Genomic DNA, 22916 nt, shown 5'->3' with positions numbered 1-22916 from the left:
AGCCTGAGCCGGCCGGGGCGCTGTATTCAGAGCTTCGCGATGATCTCCGCGAGCAGCTTGGAGATGCGCGGGCCCGCGGCCTGGCCGGATTCGAGGACTTCCTCGTGGCTCAGCGGCACCGGGCTGATGCCCGCGGCGAGGTTGGTCACGAGCGAAATGCCGAAGACCTCCATGCCCGCGTGGCGGCCGGCAATGGCCTCAAGTGCGGTGGACATGCCCACCAGGCTCGCGCCGATCCGCTTGGCGTACTGCACCTCGGCGGGTGTTTCGTAGTGCGGCCCGGTGAACTGGGCGTAGATGCCTTCCTCCAGCGAGGGGTCGACTTCTCGGGCGAGGCCGCGGATCCTCGCGGAGTACAGGTCGGTGAGGTCGACGAAGGTGGCCCCTTCGAGCGGGGAGGTGGCGGTGAGATTAATGTGGTCGCTGATCAGCACGGGGGTGCCGGGCGTCCAGTCCTCGTTGAGGCCGCCGCAGCCGTTGGTCAGGACCAGGGTCGTGCAGCCGGCGGCGGCGGCGGTGCGGACGCCGTGGACGACGGCGCGGACGCCCTTTCCCTCGTAGTAGTGCGTCCGGGCGCCCAGGACGAGGGCGTGCTTGCCCTCCCGGGTCAGCACGGAACGGATGGTGCCGACATGGCCCACCACCGAGGGGGAGGAGAATCCGGGGACCTCATCTGCGGAAAGGGTGGCCGTCGTTTCACCGATCAGGTCGGCGGCGTCGGCCCAGCCCGAGCCGAGCACCAGGGCGACGTCGTGCGTGTCGACGCCGGTCTGCGCGGCAATGTAATCGGCGGCGGCGCGGGCGGCGTCGAAGGGGTCCGTGGTCAGGGATTCTGTTGTACTCACCGGTACAAGTTATCCTGCCGGCGGCGTGCTGCCCAGCAGCTGGTCCTGCATTCTGCACGGTGTGGTGCAGGCCCCAAATCTTGGTGGTGCCGTCCGGATGGTGGACAATGACTGATTGTGACTACGCATCCCGATTTCAGCTCACCCCGCATCGCAATCCTGGGCGGAGGGCCCGGCGGTTACGAAGCCGCCATGGTCGCCGCCTCGCTGGGAGCGACGGTCACCATCATCGAACGGGCGGGGCTCGGCGGCTCCGCGGTGCTGACCGACGTCGTACCCTCCAAGACCCTGATTGCGACCGCGGACCTGATGACCCGTGTCGGCGAAGCCGGCGAGCTCGGCGTGAAGTTCGACCTCGACGGCGGCGACTGCACCCCGACGATGCGAGCGGACCTCAAGCACATCAACGACCGTCTGCTCCGGCTGGCCCGGCAGCAGTCCACGGACATCCAGAAGGGCCTGGAGAACCAGGACGTCCGGATTCTGCTCGGCTCCGGCAGGATGCTGGACAGCCACACGATAGAGGTCGTCACCGCCGACGGCACCGAAATCATCGAAGCGGACGCGATCCTGCTGGCCGTCGGCGCCCACCCTCGCGAGCTCCCCACCGCCCGCCCGGACGGCGTCCGGATCCTGAACTGGGCGCAGATCTACAACCTGGAAGAACTGCCCGAGGACCTGATCGTGGTGGGTTCCGGCGTGACCGGCGCCGAGTTCGCCTCCGCCTACAACGGACTCGGTTCCAGGGTCACCCTGATTTCCAGCCGCGACCGCGTGCTGCCCGGCTCGGACGGCGACGCCGCCGAGGTCCTCGAGGGCGTCTTCGAACGCCGCGGCGTCAAGGTCCTCTCCCGCGCCCGCGCCGAGACCGTGGAGCGCACCGAGGACGGTGTCATCGTCACACTCGGCGACGGCTCCAAGGTCACCGGCAGCCACTGCCTGGTCGCCGTCGGCTCGATCCCGAACACCGCCGGGATCGGACTGGAGGAGGCCGGCGTTGCGCTCACCGAGAGCGGCCACATCAAGGTCGACGGCGTTTCCCGCACCACCGCACCGAACATCTACGCCGCCGGCGACTGCACCGGTGTGTTGGCGCTCGCCTCGGTCGCCGCGATGCAGGGCCGGATCGCGATCGCCCACTTCCTGGGCGACAGTGTCATGCCGCTCAAGCTGCACCAGGTCGCGTCCAACATCTTCACCTCGCCCGAAATCGCAAACGTGGGCGTCTCCGAGGCCGAGATCGAATCCGGCAAGTACCAGGCCGACGTCGTGAAGCTCTCGCTGCGCAGCAACGCCCGCGCCAAGATGCGCAACCACCGCGACGGCTTCGTCAAGATCTTCGCCCGCAAGGGCTCCGGAACCGTGATCGGCGGCGTTGTGGTGGGACCGAACGCCTCGGAGCTGATCTTCGCGATCTCCCTCGCGGTCACCCAGAAACTGCACGTCGACGACGTCGCCAGCACCTTTACGGTGTACCCGTCCCTGAGCGGTTCAATTTCCGAAGCGGCCCGGAGGCTGCACGTCCACATGTAACCGCAACGGAGGCAGTAGCCATGCAGAGTCCCCGCACCCTTGTTGAGTCCGTGGAACACAGCCCCGCGCTGCCCTCCGGCCCGGAAGAACGCTTTGCGGGCTACGGCGTGATGGGTGTGCCGTTCAGCTCCGGCTACATCCTGGCGCTGCGGCATTTTGCGGTATCCTCAGTGGGTCCGGGCTACAGCTCGGTCTGGATCCGCGACCCTGCCGGCGCCTGGACGATGCACAGCACCACCGCTCCAGAGTCCTCCTGCCCCCGCTACTTCGGCAGCGCCCTCGGATCGGCGTCGACGGGGGCGATCTCCATCCGCTGGCGGAACGACTACTCCTTCAGTGTGGAAGTCGGAGACGGGGTGGACCTGAGCTGGGACCTGAAGTTGGCCGCCACACCGGTCACCCGGCTCATGTCGGCGGTGTCCGGGTTGGTCCCGGACCGGCTGTGGCGCAACCCGGCGTTCCTGCGCGCCATGGGGACGGTCGCCGGCCCGGTGCTCGGCGCCGGGCACATCGGACTGACCGGCAGGGTGCCCAACGGCCAGATTTTCGGGGCACGCCCGCGGCGGATGTGGTTTGTCCGTGAGAGCACAGCGAGTTTACGGGGCCACAGCCTGGGAAAGGCCTCGGCACTGCCCGTCCAGGACAGGCTCGGGGACTTCTGGATCCCGCAGCGCGGCATCTTCATGATCGGCTCGTCAGTGTTCGAGCCCTTCGACCCCGCCACGCACCTCGCCGCTGGGCGCTGAACCTCGGCAGCAGGACCCGGCGGCCGCTGCCGCCGGGTCCTGCTGTTGCTTCCTGTTGTGCCGCTTCCTGCGGGAGCCTGCTTCCTACTCGTAGGGGTCGTTCCCGCTGGTACCGGTCGGGCCTTAGAACGGGTAGGGCGCGATGTCCGGCCGGACCGTGAGCCACTGGATTTCCGTGAAGGACTCCATGTTCGCGTGGTGTCCGCCGATCCGCGAGCCGTTGCCCGAGTTCTTCACGCCGCCGAACGGTGAGTTTGCCTCGTCGGACACTGTCTGTTCGTTGATGTGGACCTTGCCGGAGTCAAGCTGGTCCGCGATGGTCATCGCCATGCCGACGTCGCCCAGGATGCCGATCGAGAGGCCGTATTCATTGCCGTTTGCCAGCGCCACGGCTTCCTCCACGGTGGAGAACTTCATCACCGGGGCCACCGGGCCGAAGATCTCGTCCGTCCACGCCGGGCTGGCCACGTCCAGATCCGCGAGGACGGTGGGCCGGTAGAACCTGCCGTCGTGGGTGCCGCCGGCTGCCAGCCGCGCCCCGCCCTGCACCGCATCCTGGACGATCGTATCGACTCGGTGCAGTTGCTTCTCGTCGATGATCGGACCCAGCGCCACCGTCCCGCTCTTCGGATCCCCGACCGGAAGGTGTGTGGCCTTCTCCGCGAGGGCGCTGACATAGTCGTCGTAAATGTCCTCGTGGACGATGTGGCGCCCGGCCGCCATACAAATCTGGCCCTGGTGCATAAAGGACCCGAACGCCGCGGCGGAGGCAGCCTTGGGCAGGTCCGCGCCGGGCAGCACAATGAGCGCGTTGTTCCCGCCGAGTTCCAGGTGCGCGCGCTTGAGCAGGCGCCCGGCGGTCTCGCCGATCTTCCGCCCGGCCGCCGTCGAGCCGGTGAAGGCAATGACGCTGACCTCAGGGGCCTCGACCACGGCGGCGCCGATGTCGGCCCCGCCGGGTAGCAGCGACAAGAGCCCCGACGGCAGCCCGGCCTCCTCGAAGATCCGCATCAGCGTAACGCCGCCGCAGACCGCGGTGCGCGGGTCCGGCTTGAGCAGCACGGCGTTGCCGAGGGCCAGCGCCGGGGCGACGGCGCGGATCGAGAGGATCAGCGGGAAGTTGAACGGCGCGATCACGGACACCACCCCGACCGGCCGCCGCCGGGCGAACGACCAGCGGTTTTCGTTCGACGTGAGCACGTCCCCGGCCGGGAGCGAGGGCAGCGCCGAGGCGTCGTAGCATTCGTTGGCGGCAATATGCGTTTCCAGGCCTGCCTTGGGCGAAATGCCGCCCGACTCGCGAACAATCCAGTCCTGGATCTCGGCGGCGTGTTCCTCCCACAGCATCCCTGCGCGGCGGAGCACAGCGGCGCGGTCCTCGGGATTGAGTTTCGCCCAGTCCTTCTGGGCGGCCGCCGCCGCCGTGGCGGCGTGACGGACATCCTCCACCGAGGCGAGGCCGTAGCTGCCCAGTGTTTCGCCCGTGGCGGGCTCGACGGCGTCGGCTATTCCGCCGCCTCCCGGGCGCCAGCCGTTGAGATAGATCTTGCCCTCCCAGAGGGAAGCGTCGAGCAGGGACATGTCCTGTCCTTTCGTGGTGGATGCGTCGTACCGCACCGGCGGGTCAGCTGTGAACCGGGCCGGGGCCTTCCTACATCACATGCCGCCGGGCCGTCGCCGTCAAGGGCATGGTGCGATTTCGGGACGACGGGGACGTTCGGCCCTACCTTGCCAGTGTCCCGCGCCGACACAGTGGATCATGGCCAAAATCTATATCCCCTACGGGAGCGTGGAAGGACAGACAGCCCGGATTACGGAGTATATCGCCGAGCTGATCCAGGCCCACGGGCACGAAGCGGAGACGGTCGACCTCAAGCATTCCGGGGACGCCCTGCCGGGCGGCTACGACGGCGTCATCGTGGCGGCGTCCGTGCATATCGGCAAACACGAGGGCTACGTGACCGATTTTGTCCGGAAGAATCGCGGAGAGCTTGAGCGTCTCCCGTCCGCCCTGATCTCGGTCAGCCTGGCCGCCCACGGGAACGAGGAGAACGCCGAGGGGTACGTGACGAAATTCAGGGAGGAGACCGGCTGGCATCCCGCCCATGTCGGGATCTTCAGCGGCGCACTGCTCTATACCCAGTACAACTTCCTCAAACGCCAGCTGATGAAGAAAATCACGAAGGACAAGGGGTCCCCGGACCTGGATACAACCCGCGACTACGTCTATACGGAGTGGGACGGCGTGAAGCAGTTCACGGAGGACTTCCTGGCGGGGCTGCCTGCCCCGGCACACTAGCGGGTTTGCAGTAAGTATTACTGGGGCAGGCCTCAGGAGCAGGCGTAGGGCGGGACCGATTTCCAGGCGTTGTAGGGCTCGTACCACTGCGCAAAGCTCAGCTTGTCGGCGTCTTCCTCAAGGACGTCGAGGCTGTCCGAATAGAGAACCTCGCTGTCCGCGTCCTCCATCAGGACTTCCTGGACCTGGTCCCGCCAGTCCTCCGGGAGGTCGAGTTCGTAGATGTCCTCGGTAATTTCCGCCTGATCGAGCAGGCAGCGGACGGCGAGTTCGGCGGCGAGGCATCCGGGGGCGGTCCACCCGCGGACCAGACACGCCGTGACGTCGGCGGCGACCACGATGAACTTCTGGGTGAACTTCGCGTCGTAGTTGGACGCAAACTGCGGCGGCAGGCAGGACAGCACCGAGGACCCGGCGATGTCGGACGGAGTGATGTCCGCCAGCTGGCTCAGGGTGCCCAGGTCACGGAAGAGCTGGTCGAGGAGGACGCCTGACGAATTCCACAGCAGGCCGGCCAGCAGGCGCGTCTGACGCACAGCTTTTTCCCGGTCCTCCGGTGAGACAGCGGCCATTTCGTCCAGGTCTTCCGGATCGAACTGGAGCCGCTGCTCCGGGGTCATGTCCTCCGGGTGGGGGTCGAGGCCCAGCAGTTCCAGGCTCAGCCCGGTCAGTTTGTCGGCTTCGGCCAGGAGTTCTTCGGTGATGTCGTCGTCGTCGGCGCTCATGGCCCCGATGCTACCCGCAAGCGGCACGCCGCCCGATTCGCGTTACGCGGACGTGCGCGGCCGTCTCCGGCCTGACGGATTCAAGCGCAAAACGCCCGCAGCAACCGTCGCCGGCGCCCTGCGTCTGTCCACTATCGGCCCGCAAGGACGCCCATCCCACACCAGGGGTGCCAATCACGGGCTCCGCCGCCAATGCTGCGGAGCGTTCGGGTAAGACTTAATTTCGTGAATCAGCGCAATTTGAGGAATGTTCCGCCAGACTGATAGCGGCACATGGATTCATGGGGGAAATGCCGTCGTCGACGGTGCTGCCGCCCGATCAGCCGTGGGCTGCATCAGCACTCATCGAAAGGCATGCCCATGACACCGCCCCTCCCGGATCCGAACGCGGTTCCGCCCGAAGGCTACGACCAGCCCGCCGCCGCACCGTACCAGGGTCAGCAGTTGCCTCCCGGACCCGAGCAGCAACCGGCACCCCAGCCCCAGCAGCCCTATGCGGCGCAGCCGGGATACCCGGCAGGTCCCCCGCAGCCGTATACGGGACAGCAGCCGGGATACCCGGCCGGTCCCGCCCAGCCGTACGCGGGGCAACCTCAGTACCAGGCCTACCCGACGGCGCCCATACAGCCGCAGTATCAGTCGCAACCCCCGATGCCGAACCCGGTCTACGGCTATGCTCAGCCCAAATCCAAGGTCGTTGCCGGGCTCTTGGGTATTTTCTTGGGCCCGCTCGGTATCCACCGCTTCTACTTGGGCTTCACCAAGATCGCGGTCATCCAGCTCATCCTCACGATCGTTCTGGGCGCCTTCACTTTCGGCCTGGTGGGTCTGTGGGGCGTCATCGAAGGCATCATGATCATCGCCGGTTCAGCCCACTTCCGGACGGACGCACAGGGCCTCCCGCTGCGCGACTGACCGCCGGGCACCACTGATCATTTACCGACACCCGAGGGGGAGACTTTGACCCAGATCATTCATGACAAGCGCGAGCAGCTCGAGCAGGTAAATGCGAGCCTGTTGCAGGGCGAAACCGTTTATGCGGTCTACGACTGCATCGGTGTTGGCACCGGCTTCGTCGGCATCACGAGCCTGCGCGTCATCCTGCAGGATAAGAGTTTCGTGGGCAACAAGTTCGCCGTGGTCTCAATTCCGTACAGGAACATCCTGTCCGTCTCCATGCTTTCCGACAAGTCGATGATGGGGAGGTTCGCATCCACATCCACCATCGGGATCGACACCGGCGGCGTGGATCGGCGGCTTCGGGCCGGGCGGCGATGGAGCTAAGGGCGACTGGGGCTAATAGCAGCCCGGTCCGGTGTCAGGCCACGGCCCCCTGAAAGTGCTTCTCGATGATCCCTTTGATGTCGTCATGGCAGCCGCCGCAGCCTGTCCCGGCGCGGGTGGCGCCTGACACGTCGGCCACCGTCCCGCAGCCGTCCGTCACCGCAGCAGCGATCTTGGTCCCGCTCACGCCGGCGCACCGGCACACGGTCCGCTCGGGGTCAGCAGCCCCGGCAGACGCCCCGTGGTCCGGCCCGTCGAGCCGCAGCAGCAGGGACCGGTCCGCCGGGAGCTCGGCGCCGCGCTCGAAGAGCTGCACCAGCTCCGCCGCGGTGCGGGGCATGCCCACCGCCACCAGGCCCTCGAGCACCCCGGCCCGGGTGGTCATCTTGACGTAGCGGCCGTGCTCGGGATCGGCCCACTGCGCGATCTGCAGCCTGGCCCGGCCGTTCCCGGCACCGGCGGTCAAAGCCTCCTCATCCCACGGCTCGGCGCCGTTGTCCCCGGCCACGGCCATGTTCATGCCGCGGGCCTTGAGCACGACCACGCCCGGCAGCTCGGCCGGCAACGCCGGCAGCAACTCAGCCTCCGGAGTCCCGGACGCCAGCAGGGTCAGGTACTCGGCGAGCCATTCGGCCTGCCGCCAGCCGGGGCCCACCAGCCCGGACGGACCGTTGGCGGTCCGGCACAAAAGGCATTCCGGATCGGGGCAGCGGACCTCGGCGCAGTCGCCGATGGCAAAAATGTGCGGCTCGTGGTGCGCCCGGAGCTTGTGGTCCACCAGGATCCCGGCCGCCGTCGAGAGCCCGCAGCCTTCGGCCAGTTCGGTCCGCGGCCGGACGCCGCAGGAGAGCACCAGCAGGTCGCCGTCGATCGCCGACCCGTCGTCGAGCAGCAGGGCCGAAAAGCCGCCGTCGGGGCCGTTGTGCTCGACCCCGGTGGAACGGGCGTTGCCGGCCACCCGCACGCCGCAGTTCCGCAACGAAGCGGCGAGCACGGCGCCGCCACCGCGGTCGATGTTGCGGCCCAGCGGATGCGGCCCGTTGTGCACCACGGTGACCGTGGCGCCTTCCTCGGCCGCTGCGAGGGCTGTCTCCAGGCCCAGCACACCGCCGCCGAGCACCACCACACGCTTGCCGCCGGCCACCGCGGCCCGCAGCACCGAAGCATCGCGGAGGTCCCGCAACGCGGTGACACCCGCGGGCAGCACGGGGTTGGCCGGGTCCGGGTTGAGCCCGGTGAGGTTGGGGATCACCGGGCGGGCGCCGGTGGCGAAGACCAGCCGGTCATAGCCGGGGGAGGTGCCGTCGCTGAGGACCAGCTGCTGCCGTGCGCGGTCCACCCGGCGGACCCGGACGCCCAGCCGGACGTCGACGCCGTCGGCAATCAGCGCGGCGGCATCGGACAGGGCCAGGGCGGACGCAATGGTCCGGCCGACCCCGAGATCGGCCACGAGCACGCGGTTGTACGCGGCCTCCGCCTCCTCGCCGACCACCGTCAGGTGCGCGAGTCCGCCGCGGACCGCCGGCAGCAGCTCGTCAACCAGCCGCGCGGCCACCGGCCCGAAGCCCACGACAACAATGCGCTCAGTCATGACGCACCTTCCTTCTGCAGTTCATTGGCCGGCAGTTCATTGGCGCGAAGATTGGCAGCACCGGGCCGGACCCAGACTTGGCTGTTCTTGAACTCCGGCATCCCGGAGATCGGATCCGTGGCCGCTTCCGTGAGACGGTTGGCGCTCTCCAGCTCCGGGAAGTGGAACGGCAGGAACACCGTTTCGGGCCGGATGTCCGTGCTCAGCTCGGCGCGGCAGGACACCTCGCCGCGCCCGTTGGAAATCGAGACAAGATCGCCCTCAGCGATGCCCTGCGCGGCGGCGGCCGCCGGATGGATCTGCAGCCGCGCTTCCGGTTGGGCCGCGGCCAGCGCGGCCACCCGCCGGGTCTGCGCGCCGGACTGGTAATGCTCCATCAGCCGGCCGGTGATGAGGGTCATCGCCGTTCCGGCACCACCCGCTACGTCCGCCCCGGCGGCAGCGGACGACTGCCCACGACGGCGGGGCGTCACCGGAGTGAACACCGCCCGGCCGTCCGCGTGGGCAAACGAGTCCAGGAAGAGCCGCGGCGTGCCGGTGCTGCCGGCGGGGTAGGGCCAGTAGGCCGCCTCGCCGCGGTCCAGCATGGCGTAGTCGATCCCGGCATAGTCGGCTAGCCCGCCGGAGGACGCGAGCCGGAGTTCCTCAAAGACGGTCTCCGGATCCTCGCTGAACGTGGACGGCGCTTCCAGGGCCTCTGCCAGCCGGGTCATGATCCACAGCTCGCTGCGCACCCCGGGCGGGGGAGCGATCGCGCGGCGGCGGCGCAGCACCCGGCCCTCGAGATTGGTCAGGGTGCCTTCCTCTTCGGCCCACTGGGTGACCGGCAGGACCAGATCGGCTTCCGCGGCGGTCTCGGAGAGGAAGAAGTCGCAGACGACCAGGAAGTCCAGGCGCCGCAGGCCTGCGATCACGGAGTTGGCGTCCGGTGCGGACACTGCCACATTGGCACCGTGCACGAAGAGGCAGCGGACGCCGTCGGGCTGTCCCAGCGACTTGAGAAGTTCGACGGCGGGGACGCCGGGTCCGGGGATCAGTGCCTCCGGAACGCCCCACACCGCAGCCATGTGGGCGCGGGCAGCGGGGTCGGTGATCTTGCGGTAGCCGGGGAGCTGGTCCGCCTTCTGGCCGTGCTCGCGGCCGCCTTGGCCGTTGCCCTGGCCGGTGAGGGTGCCGTAGCCGCTGCGGGCGGAGCCGGGCAGGCCGAGCAGCAGGGCAAGGTTGATGGCGGCGGTGGCGGTGTCCGTGCCGTCGACGTGCTGTTCCACCCCGCGGCCGGTGAGGATGTAGCTGCCTCCCCGGCGGGAGCCGTCGGCGAGCCGGCGGGCGGTGTCGCGGATCAGTCCGGCCGGGACGCCGGTGAGGGACTGCACGCGTTCGGGCCAGTAGGCGGCGAGGCTGCGGACCATGGCGTCGTAGCCGGTGGTGCGGGACGCGAGGTAGCCGGCGTCGGCCAGGCCCTCGTGGACCACGACGTGGGCGAGGCCCAGCAGCAACGCGAGGTCGGTGCCGGGCAGCGGCTGCAGGTGCAGGCCGCCGCCGTCGGACGTGAACGCGGCGGTGGCGGAGCGTCGGGGGTCCACCACGATCAGCCCGCCGGCGTCGCGGGCGCCCTGCAGGTGCTGCACAAACGGCGGCATGGTCTCGGCGACGTTGGAGCCGAGCAGCAGGATGGTGCTGGCGGCGTCGAGGTCTTCCAGCGGGAAGGGCAGGCCTCGGTCCAGGCCGAAGGCGCGCATCCCGGCGGCGGCCGCCGAGGACATGCAGAACCGGCCGTTGTAGTCGATCCGTGAGGTGCCCAGGGCCAGCCGGGCGAACTTGCCCAGCTGGTAGGCCTTTTCATTGGTGAGCCCGCCGCCGCCAAAGACGCCGACGGCGTCCGCGCCGTACCGGGCCCGTGTTGACTTCACCGCGGTGGCGGCCAGGGCCAGGGCCTCGTCCCAGCCGATTGGGCGGTGCACGCCGTCGGCGCCCCTGAGCAGCGGCTCCGTGACGCGGCCCGGGTGGTTCAGCAGCGACGCCGAGGTCCAGCCTTTGCGGCAGAGTCCGCCGCGGTTGGTGGGGAAGTCTCGGCCGGTCACATCGAGCAGCGGCGCGTCGGTATCCGGGGCGACGGTTTGCGGGGCGTCGGCGGCAGGCCGCTGCTCCGGCACGGGGCCCGGCCCCGGCTGGAGAGCCGGGGCCGGGACCGCTGGGGTGGTCAGCGTCATGGCGCACTGCAGCGCGCAGTAGGGGCAGTGCGTGGCGGCGCCGTTTGTCATGTTAGACGTGTCCCATCGCGTTGCGGTTGGCGTTGCGGATGTAGCAGAACCAGCACACGGCCAGCATCAGCAGGTAGGCCCCGACGAAGCCGTAGAACGCGGGGGTGTAGGAGCCGGTGGCAGTGTTCGAGGCGTTGAGCACCTGCGGGATGACGAAGCCGCCGTAGGCGCCGATGGCCGAGATCAGGCCGAGGGCCGAGGAGGCGAGGCGCTGGGTGGCCACAGTGCTGGCGCCTGCCCGGGCTGCCCGGCTGGAGATGGCGAAGATGACCGGGATCATCCGGTAGGTGGCGCCGTTTCCAAAACCGCTGGCGGTGAACAGGAGCAGGAAGAGGACCAGGAAGAGCCAAAAGTTCTTCAGCGGCAGGGTCCAGACCATGGTCAGGGTGATGACGGCCATCGCGGCGAACGCGGCGACGGTCATCCGGGCACCGCCCATGCGGTCCGCCATCCGGCCGCCGTAGGGGCGGGCCAGCGAGCCGACCAGCGGGCCCAGGAACGCGAGGGAAAGGGCCACGGTGCCGACGCCGATGGAGGAGAATGCCGGGAAGTAGTCCTTGATGAGCTTGGGGAAGACTCCGGCGAAGCCGATGAACGAGCCGAAGGTGCCGATGTAGAGCAGCGCCATGATCCAGAGGTGCGGCTCCTTGAGCGCGGCGAGCGAGCCCGCGACGTCGCCCTTGGCGCTGGTGAGGTTGTCCATGTATTTCCAGGCGCCGAACGCGGCGAGCAGGATCAGCGGGACCCACATGAGTCCGGCGACCGGCAGGTTCACGGTGCCGGCGGCCAGCAAGGTGATGGCGATCGGGACCGCCAGCTGTGCGACGGCGGCGCCCAGGTTTCCGCCGGCGGCGTTCAGGCCCAGCGCCCAGCCCTTTTCCCGGGCCGGGTAGAAGAAGGTGATATTGGCCATCGAGCTGGCGAAGTTGCCGCCACCGAAGCCCGCCAGGGCCGCCACCAGCAGCATCGTGCCGAACGGGGTTTCCGGGTTGGAGACGCACATGGCCAGGCCGATGGAGGGGATCAGCAGCAGCAGGGCCGAGACAATGGTCCAGTTGCGGCCGCCGAAGCGGGGGACCATAAAGGTGTAGGGGATCCGGAGGGTGGCTCCGACCAGGCTGGGCATCGAGATGAGCCAGAAGATTTCCGAAGTGGTGAAGCTGAAACCGGCTGCGGGCAGCTGGACCACCACAATCGACCAGAGCTGCCAGACCACAAAGCCGAGGAACTCGGCGAAGATGGACCAGTTCAGGTTGCGCCGGGCAATGTTGCGGCCCAGGGACTCCCACTGGTCCTTGTTCTCGGCGTCCCAATTGGCGATCCAGCGGCCGGGTCGGTATTCAAGGGCGGGGCCGCCGAGGGCGGTGCCGGCGGCGGCAGGGCCGGCTTCGGCTGGTGAAGTGTGGGGGGAAACGCCGGTATCGGCGCTTGCGGTGCGTTCAGCAGTCACGGGGACCTCCTTGGGATGTTGTCCTTCCAAGGTAGGGAAGCCGCGTTTCCGGGACCATCGCGGTTTGTTAACGTGCTGTGACGTTTGCCTATCGGCGCGTTTATTACGGCGTGAGGAGCGCGGTGAGGCATAGTGTGATGACCACCACGTGAGACAAATGAAAAAGTCCACATGGTGGAACGCTTGTCCAGCGAATGGACTACGGGAACTATTATGTAATCCTACTTATCCTTATCCGGGCGACCTCAGGGTGCACCAGCCCGGTCTTCATGAAAGCGCTACTACATGTCATCCACTGTTAACGTTTCGAAGCAGGGGTCGGCCCAGCCGGTGAACTCGCGCGGCCGCGTCATCGTCGCCAGCCTTGTTGGCACCACCGTTGAGTTCTACGACTTCTACGTGTACGCCACCGCCGCTGTGCTCGTCTTCCCCCGGTTGTTCTTCCCCGGCCAGAACGAGACCACGCAGCTGCTGAGCTCCTTCGCCGTCTTCGGCGTCGCGTTCATCGCCCGGCCGCTCGGCTCCATTGTCTTCGGCCACTTCGGTGACAAGTTCGGGCGCAAGGGCACCCTGGTGGCATCGCTGCTGACCATGGGGATTGCCACGTTCCTGATCGGCTGCCTGCCCACGGCCCTCGTGCCGGGCTGGGAATTCTGGGCTCCGGCCCTGCTGGTTGTGATGCGCTTTGCCCAGGGCCTCGCCCTCGGCGGCGAGTGGAGCGGCGCGGCCCTGCTGGCCACCGAGAACGCCCCGGCCAACAAGCGCGCCATCTACGGCACGTTCCCGCAGCTGGGTGCCCCGATCGGTTTCATCATCGCCAACGTGATCTTCCTGGTCTTCAGCTACGCCCTGTCCCCGACGGCCTTCATGGAGTGGGGCTGGCGTGTGCCGTTCCTGCTCAGCGCCGTCATGGTTATCATCGGCCTTTACGTCCGGCTCAAGCTGATCGAAACCCCGGCCTTCACCAAGGTTCTGGAATCCAAAGAAGTTGCCAAACTGCCGCTGGCCCGCGTCTTCAAGACCAGCTGGCACCAGCTGATCCTCGGCACGTTCATCATGCTCGCCACCTACGTGCTGTTCTACCTGATGACAACCTTCACGCTGACTTACGGCACCCGCCCCGCCACCCTGGACGCAGCCAGGGCTGCAGCCGAGAAGGCCGGCAAGCCGATGACCGAGGCCGCGGCTGCCGCGTTCGTTCCCGGCCTGGGCTACACCCGCAACGACTTCCTCTGGATGCTGATTGCCGGCGTCGTATTCTTCGGTATCTTCACCCTGGTCTCCGGTCCGCTGGCTGAGAAGTACGGCCGCCGCAAGATGCTGATCGCCGTGACCCTCGGCATCTTCGCCTTCGGCCTGCTCTTCATCCCGCTGTTCAGCGCCGGCTTTGTGGGCACGATGGCCCTGCTGATCATCGGCTTCTCCCTGATGGGACTGACCTTCGGACCGATGGGCGCGCTGCTGCCGGAGCTGTTCCCGACAAACGTCCGGTACACCGGATCCGCCATCAGCTACAACGTCTCCAGCATCCTCGGTGCGGCCGTGGCCCCGTTCATCGCCGTCTGGCTCTGGGAAATGGGCAAGGGAAGCCCCGGCCTGGTCGGCGTCTACCTCGCCAGCATGTCGGTGCTGACTCTGATCGCACTGTTCGTCAGCAAGGAAACCCGCGACCTGGAGTACACCAACAACGTCGCCTGACCCCCGCTTAGGGGCCGGGGCTGACGCTCCAGCCCAGTTGCTGATGGAAATGCCCGGTGTGTTCACTGAACACGCCGGGCATTTCCGTGTCTGCGCCAGACTGCGGGACGGCAACTGGGCAGGAACCAGGAGGGCAGGAGCCAGGAGCAAGGAGCCCCTAATCCGGAGCCCGGAGCCAGGAGGCAGGGGCCCGGAGCGCGGTCCGGGACGGGCTAGCTCGCGTAGCGCTCCACGAAGTTCCGCAGGATCTTCATCGGCTCGGTGGCGGAGAACCGCCGGGCATCCTCCATCAGCATCTCGGCGGATTCCGGCGGGAAGTAGCCGGCGTGGCGGTAGATGTCGATCCGGGTGACCAAACCCTGGGCATCGAGTTCCGGGTGGAACTGGGTGGCGTAGAGGTTGGCCTTGATCCGGAACATGTGCACGGGGCAGGCGGCGGAACTGGCCAGCAGCACGGCGTGGGCGGGGAGGACGGTGCAGGCCTCCTTGTGGCCGGTGAAGGCCGTGAAGCTGTCCGGCAGCCCTCGCAGGAGCGGATCCACCAGCCCTTCCTCCGTCAGCTTGATGGTCACGCCGCCGAGTCCTTCGCCGTAGGTCCGGTCGATCACGGCGCCCTGGTGCCGCCCCAGGGTGCCGACTCCGTAGCAGGCGCCCAGGAACGGGAAGTCCTTGGCCACGACCCGGTCCAGCAGCCCGGCGAGCTCGTGCTCCACCCGGTGCTGGACGTCGCTTTTTTCGTCTGCGGGGTCGCTGGACGTGAATGGGCTCCCGCCCACGATCACGCCGGAGTACTCGGAGAGCTCCAGCGGCGGCAGGGGAGCGGCTTCCATCCGGATGCGCCTCAGCTGCGCGGGTTCGAGCCCGCAGTAGCGCAGGTAGGCCTCGTATTCGTCCTCGGCGGCGGCGTCCTCGGCCCGGGAGGCGAGCAGCAGAAATGGCTTCACAGACCAAGTCTGCATGGGCGGGACACGGGGGCGCCAGAGGCGCGCCCCGCGTCCCGCCGCAGGATAGGGGCTACTCGGCAGCCGAGTCCTCGATCAGGGCGATGATGGCGCCTGCGGAAACTGTCTCGCCGGCGGAGGCGGACAGTCCGATCACGATTCCGGCGCGGTGCGCGGTGAGCGGCTGCTCCATCTTCATCGCTTCCAGGACCACCACAAGGTCACCCTCGGCAACGAGGTCGCCCTCGCCCACGGCCACCTTCACGATGGTGCCCTGCATGGGGGAGGTCAGGGCGTTGCCGCTGGCGGCCACCACGGCGCCGCCGCTGCGGGAGCGCTTCTTGGCCTTGGCCGGCTTGCCGCCGCCCGTGCCGCCGCCGGTGACCAGCGACGCCGGGAGGACAACTTCCAGGCGTTTCCCGCCGACCTCGACGACGACGCGCTGGCGTTCGCCGGCGTCGGGCGCTTCAGCCTCCGTGCCGGTCGGCGTCCAGGCGGGGATGTCATTGACAAAAGCCGTCTCGATCCAGCGGGTGTGGACCTTGAACGGGCCCTCGGCGGGAGCGAAGTCGGGGTCGGTGACGACGGCGAGGTCGAACGGGATGACGGTGGGGATGCCCTCGACGACCATTTCCTCGAGCGCGCGGCGGGCGCGCTGCAGGGCCTGCGGGCGGGTGGCTCCGGTGACAATGAGCTTGGAGAGCATCGAGTCGAAGTTGCCGCTGATGACGTCGCCCTGCTCCACGCCGGAGTCGATCCGGACGCCGGGGCCGGTGGGGTTCAACAGCCGGGTGATGGTGCCCGGGGCGGGCATGAAGTTCCGGCCCGGGTCCTCGCCGGTGATGCGGAACTCGATCGAGTGGCCGCGGACTTCGGGGTCCCCGTAGCCGAGTTCCTCGCCGCGGGCCAGCCGGAACTGCTCGCGGACGAGGTCGATGCCGGTGACTTCCTCGGAGACGCAGTGCTCCACCTGGAGGCGGGTGTTGACCTCCAGGAAGGAGATGGTGCCGTCCTGGCCCACGAGGAACTCGCAGGTTCCGGCGCCGAGGTAGCCGGCCTCCTTGAGGATGGCTTTGGAGGATTCGTAGAGCCGGCGGTTCTGCTCCTCGGTGAGGAACGGGGCCGGGGCTTCTTCGACGAGCTTCTGGTTGCGGCGCTGCAGCGAGCAGTCGCGGGTGGAGACCACCACCACGTTGCCGTACGCGTCGGCGAGGCACTGGGTCTCGACGTGGCGCGGGGCGTCCAGGAACCGCTCAATGAAGCACTCGCCGCGGCCGAAGGCGGCGACGGCTTCACGCACGGCGGATTCGAACAGTTCGGGGATTTCCTCGCGGGTGCGGGCCACCTTGATGCCGCGTCCGCCGCCGCCGAAGGCTGCCTTGATCGCGACCGGCAGGCCGAACTTGTCGACGAACTCGAGGATTTCGTCGGCGGACTCCACCGGGTCGGCGGTGCCGGGAACCTGCGGTGCGCCGACTTTTTCGGCGATGTGGCGGGCCTGGACCTTGTCGCCCAGGGCGGAGATCGCGGCAGGGGAGGGCCCGATCCAGGTGATGCCGGCGTCGATCACCTTGGCGGCGAACTCGGCGTTCTCGGCCAGGAAGCCGTAGCCGGGGTGGATGGCATCGGCGCCGGAGCGGTGGGCGACCTCGATCAGCTTGTCCATCACGAGGTAGGACTCGGCTGCGGTGTTGCCGCCCAGGGCATAGGCCTCGTCGGCGAGCTTGACGTGCAGCGCGTCGCGGTCCGGGTCCGCGTAGACGGCCACGGAGGCGAGGCCTTCATCGCGTGCGGCGCGGATGATGCGCACCGCGATTTCGCCGCGGTTGGCGATCAGCACCTTGCTCATCCGGCGGGATGCAACAGCGCCGCCCTCCTGGGCCGATCGCTGCACGGTATTTGCGGACTGCTCCGAATTTGCTGACAAGGCGTCTCCTTCTTTCCTTCAGGGAGCCTAGCGCGGTTTTGTGGGTTCCGCCGATATTACTTGCGGATTCCGCGGGTAAAGCGCCCGGCCTTTGTAGGATTGCTACAAAAGCTCTGCGAATTAGCTCACTCGGCCCGGAGCAGGGCGGGATCCGCGGCACCGGTGGTCCACAGGTCGGTGATGCCCACCTGTGCCTGGCCCAGCAGCCCGCGGAGGGTGGAGATGGACAGCCCGACGACGGCGTGCGGGTCGCCGTCGACCTTGCGGATGAAAGCCCCGCCGTAGCCGTCGATCGTGAAGGACCCTGCGCACTCGAGCGGTTCCCCGGTGGCGATGTAGGCGTCGATTTCCTCGGCGCTCATCTCCATGAAGTGGACCTCGGCGGACGTGACGTGACCGAGGGTCGCGCCGGAGCCAGCCGGGCCGGACTCCTCGGAGCCTTCGGTGTCACGGCAGTCGACCAGCCAGTGGCCGGTGTGCAGCACTCCCTTGCTGCCGCTCATCCGGAGCATCCGTTCCCGGGCAACGTCGGCGGTGTACGGCTTCCCGTGCGCCTCGCCGTCGAACTCAAAGACCGAATCGCAGCCGATCACCAGCGCGCCGTCGGCTTCCGGCAGCGAGGCGACGGCCTCGGCCTTTGCCCGGGCCAGCAGCAGGGCGGTGTCGTGCGGATCCGTGACGCCGTAACGGGCCTGGACGGCGTCCTCGTCCACATCGGAGACAAGGACCTCGTGCCGGATGCCGGCGTCGGTCAGCAGCTTGGTGCGGGCGGGGGACTGGGAGGCAAGAATGAGGCGGGTCACCGCTCCAGCCTAGTTCCTGGGGCTCGTCGTCGCCGTGCCCTTTTTGTCAGAGGTCGATGGGAAGGTTGATTTCATGGACGGGAACCAAGGACCGGAAGAAGAACTCCGTAGAGTGATAGCGATGTGCGGCCGCGCGCTTGAGGAGGTTACTTTGCCTGAGAGCAGCGCAGGACAGGTCGAAGCCTGGCGGCGGTTGGAGGAGCTAAGCTCCGCGTTGGCGACTGTCACGACCCGACTTGAAGTGGCGGTAGTCCTTAGCCGTGTGCCGATATCTACGTCCGGCGTGGGGACCTCCCCGATGGCCTCCGAAGCGGTTGACCGGCTTCTGTTGGCCCTCAATAATGTCATAGCCCTCCGGGACACTTGAGCCATGGACGGTACTCAGTCAGCCGCGGGGGCTCTGGCAGCAGTGGAGTGCAACTGCGCCTTCAGTTGCGGGAACAGGACGGCAACCGAAGATGCAGGCATAGCGCTGTGCGGCGGCGTGCCTGAGCTGGACAGTGCGCGCTTGATTGCTGAAATCCAGACCCTTGAAGACCGAAAGTCTGCCCTGGCTGCCCGTCAGGCCCGTCTATCCGTGGCCTTCGATCTGCTCCAGCGCCGCGAACAGGGGGACGTTGGGGTGCCCGCGGCCGAACAGGGCGCCGGGGTCGGCGCGCAGATCGCCCTCGCCCGGCGGGAATCCCCGGCCCGCGGCGGCCGGCTCCTCGGCCTGGCGAGGGCCCTCGTGACCGAAATGCCCCACACTTTGGCTGCGCTGGAGTCCGGGCAGCTCAACGAATGGCGCGCGACCCTGATCGTGAGGGAAACCGCCTGCCTGTCCGCGGCCGACCGCTGCGCCGTCGACGCCGAACTCGCCCCCGACACCGGAACCTTCAACGGCGCCGGGGACCGGCAGATCATCGCCGCGGCCCGTGCCGCCGCGTACCGGCGGGACCCCCGCTCCGTGACCCAGCGCGCCAGCCACGCCGCCACCGAACGGCACGTCAGCCTCAGCCCGGCCCCGGACACCATGTGCTACCTCACCGCCCTGCTCCCGGTCTCGGCCGGCGTCGCCGCCTACGCCGCACTGACCCGGGCCGCGGACACCCTGCGCTCGGGCGGGGACACCCGCACCCGGGGCCAGCTCATGGCCGACGCTCTGGTCGAACGCAGCACCGGAAAAGCCGGCGGGATCAGCGGCATCGAGATCCAGCTCGTCATGACCGACCGGACCCTCTTCCAGGGCGACAGCGAACCCGCCCGGCTCCCCGGCTACGGCATCGTCCCCGCCGGCTGGGCCCGCGACCTGCTCCAGACCGCTGGAACGGATGAAACCGGCGCGGGCGCGGACGGACGGGCTGCCGGGGAGGCGGCCATGAACGTCTGGCTCCGCCGGCTCTACACCGCCCCCGGCACCGGCACCCTCACCGCACTGGACTCCCGCGCCCGGCTCTTCCCGCCCGGGCTCCGACGCTTCCTGACGGCCCGCGACGACACCTGCCGCACCCCGTACTGCGACGCCCCCATCCGCCACTACGACCACATCATCCCCTGGCACCACGGCGGCACCACGACCCAGAGCAACGGCGCCGGACTCTGCGAAGCCTGCAACCACACCAAAGAACTCCCCGGCTGGACCGCACGCCCACGCCCCGGCCCCCGACACACCATCGAAACCACCACCCCCACCGGCCACAGCTACCAATCCACCGCACCACCACTCCCGGGAACCACGGTCAATGAAGCGGAGCCGGACCTGGCCGAGGCAGAGAGCCCCAGCCACCGCCGTAAAAGAGCCAAGGATCTTCTCCGCACCCGCAGGCAGAGTAAATTCGCAGCCTGAACAATAGGCACCGGCAATATTGGAATTGGTTTTAGCCAGTGTGATTCAGCAAGCAACTGACGTGCCTTCCGGGGCTGTCCTTGATGTCGCGGGGCAAAGCCGGTGCGGCTTACCGCGTACAGCGGGGCCCCGGCTGCGGCGACCTTCGTTCGCACCCGCGTGTCGCCCAGCCAGCCGGAAATTGGACATGCGATCACCGAGATGACGAGTTCGACGGCGACGAGAGGCCCTGCCTCCGGTCCGGGTGTATAAGCATGCGCCGATCCTAGGCCAGACCGTAAATCGCACTCGCTTTTCCAGTCCGTCGGCCAGGTCGCCAAGCCTGGTTGGCTACCCAACTCAAAGCGTCACTCGCCGAACGCGGCCGCAACAAAGCCGCCCGCCGATCGGAATATTCGGCGGGCGGCTCGTGGAACCCCTTCTGGCAGCCGGCTGGCAGCCGGTGACGCTTACCGGGCGGTGGCCGCAGCGGGTTCGGGGACGTCCGACGGCGTCGTGGCCGGTTTGCGCAGTTTGGCGCCCTCAACATCCACGTCGGGCAGGACACGGTCCAGCCAGCGCGGCAGCCACCAGGCCTTCTCACCGAGCAGGTACATCACGGCCGGGACGATTGTCATCCGGACCACGAACGCGTCGATCAGGACGCCGAAGGCCATCGCGAAGCCGAGCGGCCGGACCATGTTCAGGTGCGAGAAGATGAAGCCCGAGAACACGCTGACCATGATGATCGCGGCCGCAGTGACCACGGCAGCGGCGTGGCTGAAGCCCGAGCGGACCGCATGCTTGGCCGATTCGCCGTGCCTGTAGGACTCGCGCATGCCGGAGGCAATGAACACCTGGTAGTCCATGGCCAGGCCGAACAGCACACCGATCAGGATGATCGGCAGGAAGCTCAGCACGGCGCCCGGGTTCTCCACGCCGAAGATCGCCCCCAGCCAGCCCCACTGGTAGACAGCGACGACGGCGCCGAACGCCGCGGCGAGCGAGAGCAGGAACCCGCCGGTGGCCAGCAGCGGCACCCAGATGGAGCGGAACACCAGCAGCAGCAGGATCAGCGAGAGGCCCACGACGATCGCCAGGTACGGCGGCAGTGCGTCGCCAAGTTTGGTGGACACATCGACGTTGCCGGCGGTCTGCCCGGTGAGCCCGATGCTCACCCCGGTGGTGTCCCTGATCTGGCCCTTTTCGGCGCGGAGCTCGGAGACAACCTGGACGGTGCTGGCGCTGGCCGGGCCCTCGTTCGGGATCACCTGGAACACTGCGGTGCGGCGGTCCTCGCTCAGGGCCAGCGGCACGGCGGCGGTGACATTCCCGGTTCCGCGCAGGATGTCTGCGACGTCGAACTGCTTGGCCTGCGCCTCGGTTTCGCTCAGGCCCTCGGGCAGGTCGCCCACCACAATGATGGGGCCGGTCATGCCCTCGCCGAAGCTCCGTTTGGTGACGTCGTAGGCCTTGAAGGCCTGTGAGGCGACCGGCTCGGAGCTGGCGTCCGGCAGGGCGAGCCGCAGCTGGCTGGCGGGCAGCGCCACGACACCGAGCAGCACGACGCCGGCCAGCAGGGCCAGCCACGGGTGGCTGGTGACGATGCCGCCCCAGCCGTGGCTGCTGCGGTATTCGTCCTTAGCGCGGTCCTCGGTTTCATGGCCGGGAGCGGCGTTGTGCTGCTCCGCCTTGGCCCAGGCCCGCTTGGAGATCAGTTTCCGCCCCACGAGGGAGAGGATTGCCGGCGTCAGGGTCAAAGCAACGACGACGGCGACGGCCACCGTCGCGGCGGCGGAAAGACCCATAACGGCGAGGAACGGAAGGCCCGGGACGACGAGGGCCGCCAGGGCGATGATGACGGTGAGGCCCGCGAACAGCACGGCATTGCCGGACGTGCCGGTCGCCAGCGCCACGGACTCCTCGGGGTCCATGCCGGCGAGCAGCTGGCCGCGGTGCCGGTTGACGATGAACAGGGAGTAATCAATGCCCACGGCGAGGCCGAGCATCAGCGCCAGCATCGGGGAAATGGAGCTCATGTCCACGGCGCCGCTCAGGGCGAACGTACCGCCCACACCGACGGCGACGCCGACGACGGCCATCAGCAGCGGAAGTCCGGCGGCGACCAGCGTCCCGAGCATGATGATCAGGACCAGGGCGGCAATCGCGATGCCGATGATCTCGGCAGTGCCGAAGAGCTCGGAGATGTCCTCGCTGATTTCCTTGCTGGGCAGGGCCGTCACGTTGGCGGCGGAAACCTCCTTGACGATGTCCTGGACTTCCTGCCGGACCTCGGGCTTGAGCCCGTTGATGGAGGTGGTGAACTGGACCTGCGCGATCGCGGCCTTGCCGTCCTCGGAGACGAAGCGGAGGCCCTTCGAGGCCTCCAGTTGGCGGGTGCCGAGGGCCAGCTTTTCCGCACCTGCCGCAAGTTCTTTGGTGCCGGCGTCGAGCTTTGCCTGACCGTCGGCCAGTGCTGCCTTCTGCTGGCCCAGGCGCGCGTCGATCGCCGCGGCCGGCAGTCCCGCGGCCGTCATCTGCTGTTCGGCAGCATCCAGCTGGGCCTTTCCTGCGGCGATTTCGGCCGCGGCCGTCTCCAGCTGGGCCTTCCCGGCATCGGACTGGGCCTGCCCGGCGGCCAGGTCTGCGGCCGCCTTGTCCAGCTGCGACTGGGTGGCGAACGGATCAACCGTGCCCCGGACGTCCGGGAGGGTCTTGAGTTTGGCCAGCGCGGCCGAGACGGCTTCTTTACCGGCCGGGCTGAACTGGGCATCGTTGGCTTCAAACACCACGCTGGCGGAGCCGCCGGAGGAAGAGGGAAGCTCCTGTTTGAGCTTGTCCGCCATCTGCTGGGTTTCGGTGCCCGGAATCTGGAAGTTGTTGGACAGGGTGCCGTGGAAGGCGGCTGCCGCGCCACCGACGGCGACCATAACGGCGAGCCACAGGGAGATGACGAGCCAGCGGTGTCGGTAGGAGAACTTGCCGAGGCGGTAGAGCAGTAGGGCCATG

General features: G+C 68.2%; 17 protein-coding genes. 7 read left to right on the top strand and 10 right to left on the bottom strand.

What is annotated here, in order from left to right:
* Nucleotides 1-26: 26 nt before the first annotated feature.
* Nucleotides 27-845 (bottom strand): purine-nucleoside phosphorylase, encoded by an 819-nt coding sequence (locus AC50X9_RS04090; RefSeq protein ID WP_494890510.1) that lies wholly within the window; start codon nt 843-845, stop codon nt 27-29.
* A 117-nt stretch (nt 846-962) separates the two neighbouring features.
* On the opposite strand from AC50X9_RS04090, the gene AC50X9_RS04085 reads away from it, so the two are divergent.
* Both AC50X9_RS04085 and AC50X9_RS04080 read left to right on the top strand, forming a co-directional pair.
* Entirely contained in the window at nt 963-2378 is a 1416-nt protein-coding gene (locus AC50X9_RS04085; RefSeq protein WP_494890508.1) for an NAD(P)H-quinone dehydrogenase, read from the top strand.
* A 20-nt stretch (nt 2379-2398) separates the two neighbouring features.
* Complete coding sequence (locus AC50X9_RS04080; protein ID WP_494890506.1) at nt 2399-3124, top strand: hypothetical protein; 726 nt, start codon at nt 2399-2401, stop codon at nt 3122-3124.
* 123 nt (nt 3125-3247) lie between these two features.
* Here AC50X9_RS04080 and AC50X9_RS04075 read toward each other — a convergent pair whose 3' ends face one another.
* Nucleotides 3248-4705: a benzaldehyde dehydrogenase gene (locus AC50X9_RS04075; protein ID WP_494890504.1), complete on the bottom strand. Its 1458-nt coding sequence runs from the start codon at nt 4703-4705 to the stop codon at nt 3248-3250.
* 178 nt (nt 4706-4883) lie between these two features.
* Between AC50X9_RS04075 and AC50X9_RS04070 the strand changes: the two genes are divergently transcribed.
* Nucleotides 4884-5423 carry a flavodoxin domain-containing protein gene (locus AC50X9_RS04070; protein ID WP_494890502.1) on the top strand — a complete coding sequence of 180 codons (540 nt, stop codon included), beginning with the start codon at nt 4884-4886 and terminating at the stop codon, nt 5421-5423.
* 32 nt (nt 5424-5455) lie between these two features.
* Here AC50X9_RS04070 and AC50X9_RS04065 read toward each other — a convergent pair whose 3' ends face one another.
* Nucleotides 5456-6148 carry a hypothetical protein gene (locus tag AC50X9_RS04065; RefSeq protein WP_494890500.1) on the bottom strand — a complete coding sequence of 231 codons (693 nt, stop codon included), beginning with the start codon at nt 6146-6148 and terminating at the stop codon, nt 5456-5458.
* A gap of 360 nt (nt 6149-6508) precedes the next feature.
* Between AC50X9_RS04065 and AC50X9_RS04060 the strand changes: the two genes are divergently transcribed.
* Both AC50X9_RS04060 and AC50X9_RS04055 read left to right on the top strand, forming a co-directional pair.
* The gene (locus AC50X9_RS04060) at nt 6509-7063 is read left to right on the top strand and encodes a TM2 domain-containing protein (protein WP_494890496.1); all 555 of its coding nucleotides are present in this window, start codon (nt 6509-6511) and stop codon (nt 7061-7063) included.
* A gap of 45 nt (nt 7064-7108) precedes the next feature.
* Nucleotides 7109-7432, top strand: a complete 324-nt coding sequence (locus AC50X9_RS04055) for a hypothetical protein (RefSeq protein WP_494890491.1) — start codon at nt 7109-7111, stop codon at nt 7430-7432.
* A gap of 34 nt (nt 7433-7466) precedes the next feature.
* On the opposite strand, the gene AC50X9_RS04050 is transcribed toward AC50X9_RS04055, so the two are convergent.
* The 3 genes from AC50X9_RS04050 to AC50X9_RS04040 are packed head-to-tail and all read right to left on the bottom strand — an operon-like array spanning nt 7467 to nt 12734.
* The gene (locus tag AC50X9_RS04050; protein WP_494890489.1) at nt 7467-9023 is read right to left on the bottom strand and encodes an FAD-dependent oxidoreductase; all 1557 of its coding nucleotides are present in this window, start codon (nt 9021-9023) and stop codon (nt 7467-7469) included.
* Nucleotides 9020-11284 carry a molybdopterin oxidoreductase family protein gene (locus AC50X9_RS04045; RefSeq protein WP_494890487.1) on the bottom strand — a complete coding sequence of 755 codons (2265 nt, stop codon included), beginning with the start codon at nt 11282-11284 and terminating at the stop codon, nt 9020-9022. The genes AC50X9_RS04050 and AC50X9_RS04045 overlap by 4 nt, the downstream gene beginning before the upstream one ends.
* 1 nt (nt 11285) lies before the next feature.
* Entirely contained in the window at nt 11286-12734 is a 1449-nt protein-coding gene (locus tag AC50X9_RS04040) for an MFS transporter (RefSeq protein WP_494890485.1), read from the bottom strand.
* Nucleotides 12735-13019: 285 nt separating this feature from the next.
* Here AC50X9_RS04040 and AC50X9_RS04035 point away from each other — a divergent pair, with 285 nt between their 5' ends.
* The gene (locus AC50X9_RS04035; protein ID WP_494890483.1) at nt 13020-14432 is read left to right on the top strand and encodes an MFS transporter; all 1413 of its coding nucleotides are present in this window, start codon (nt 13020-13022) and stop codon (nt 14430-14432) included.
* A gap of 212 nt (nt 14433-14644) precedes the next feature.
* Here the strand turns inward: AC50X9_RS04035 and AC50X9_RS04030 are convergent, their stop codons facing one another.
* From AC50X9_RS04030 to AC50X9_RS04020, 3 genes are all read right to left on the bottom strand, one after another.
* On the bottom strand, nt 14645-15376 hold the full coding sequence (locus AC50X9_RS04030) for a glutamine amidotransferase (protein ID WP_494890481.1): 732 nt from the start codon (nt 15374-15376) through the stop codon (nt 14645-14647).
* A 70-nt stretch (nt 15377-15446) separates the two neighbouring features.
* A complete protein-coding gene (locus tag AC50X9_RS04025) occupies nt 15447-17222 on the bottom strand; it encodes an acetyl/propionyl/methylcrotonyl-CoA carboxylase subunit alpha (RefSeq protein ID WP_494890731.1) in 1776 nt (591 codons plus the stop codon).
* 203 nt (nt 17223-17425) lie between these two features.
* Entirely contained in the window at nt 17426-18103 is a 678-nt protein-coding gene (locus AC50X9_RS04020; RefSeq protein WP_494890479.1) for a Maf family protein, read from the bottom strand.
* A gap of 370 nt (nt 18104-18473) precedes the next feature.
* Between AC50X9_RS04020 and AC50X9_RS04015 the strand changes: the two genes are divergently transcribed.
* Nucleotides 18474-19928, top strand: a complete 1455-nt coding sequence (locus AC50X9_RS04015) for an HNH endonuclease (protein WP_494890477.1) — start codon at nt 18474-18476, stop codon at nt 19926-19928.
* Nucleotides 19929-20377: 449 nt separating this feature from the next.
* Here AC50X9_RS04015 and AC50X9_RS04010 read toward each other — a convergent pair whose 3' ends face one another.
* Entirely contained in the window at nt 20378-22915 is a 2538-nt protein-coding gene (locus AC50X9_RS04010; protein WP_494890475.1) for an MMPL family transporter, read from the bottom strand.
* Between the last annotated feature and the right edge of the window lies 1 nt (nt 22916).

The sequence above is a fragment of the Pseudarthrobacter sp. HLT1-3 genome, assembly GCF_059383535.1.
This window is presented reverse-complemented; position numbering and strand designations above follow the sequence as displayed.

Excerpts from the sequence above, each read along its gene's own strand:
- AC50X9_RS04035 (WP_494890483.1), top strand. The coding sequence starts at position 13,020 with ATGTCATCCACTGTTAACGTTTCGAAGCAGGGGTCGGCCCAGCCGGTG.
- AC50X9_RS04010 (WP_494890475.1), bottom strand. The coding sequence starts at position 22,915 with ATGGCCCTACTGCTCTACCGCCTCGGCAAGTTCTCCTACCGACACCGC.
- AC50X9_RS04070 (WP_494890502.1), top strand. The coding sequence starts at position 4,884 with ATGGCCAAAATCTATATCCCCTACGGGAGCGTGGAAGGACAGACAGCC.
- AC50X9_RS04060 (WP_494890496.1), top strand. The coding sequence starts at position 6,509 with ATGACACCGCCCCTCCCGGATCCGAACGCGGTTCCGCCCGAAGGCTAC.
- AC50X9_RS04025 (WP_494890731.1), bottom strand. The coding sequence starts at position 17,222 with ATGAGCAAGGTGCTGATCGCCAACCGCGGCGAAATCGCGGTGCGCATC.
- AC50X9_RS04065 (WP_494890500.1), bottom strand. The coding sequence starts at position 6,148 with ATGAGCGCCGACGACGACGACATCACCGAAGAACTCCTGGCCGAAGCC.
- AC50X9_RS04080 (WP_494890506.1), top strand. The coding sequence starts at position 2,399 with ATGCAGAGTCCCCGCACCCTTGTTGAGTCCGTGGAACACAGCCCCGCG.
- AC50X9_RS04045 (WP_494890487.1), bottom strand. The coding sequence starts at position 11,284 with ATGACAAACGGCGCCGCCACGCACTGCCCCTACTGCGCGCTGCAGTGC.
- AC50X9_RS04075 (WP_494890504.1), bottom strand. The coding sequence starts at position 4,705 with ATGTCCCTGCTCGACGCTTCCCTCTGGGAGGGCAAGATCTATCTCAAC.
- AC50X9_RS04015 (WP_494890477.1), top strand. The coding sequence starts at position 18,474 with ATGGACGGTACTCAGTCAGCCGCGGGGGCTCTGGCAGCAGTGGAGTGC.
- AC50X9_RS04050 (WP_494890489.1), bottom strand. The coding sequence starts at position 9,023 with ATGACTGAGCGCATTGTTGTCGTGGGCTTCGGGCCGGTGGCCGCGCGG.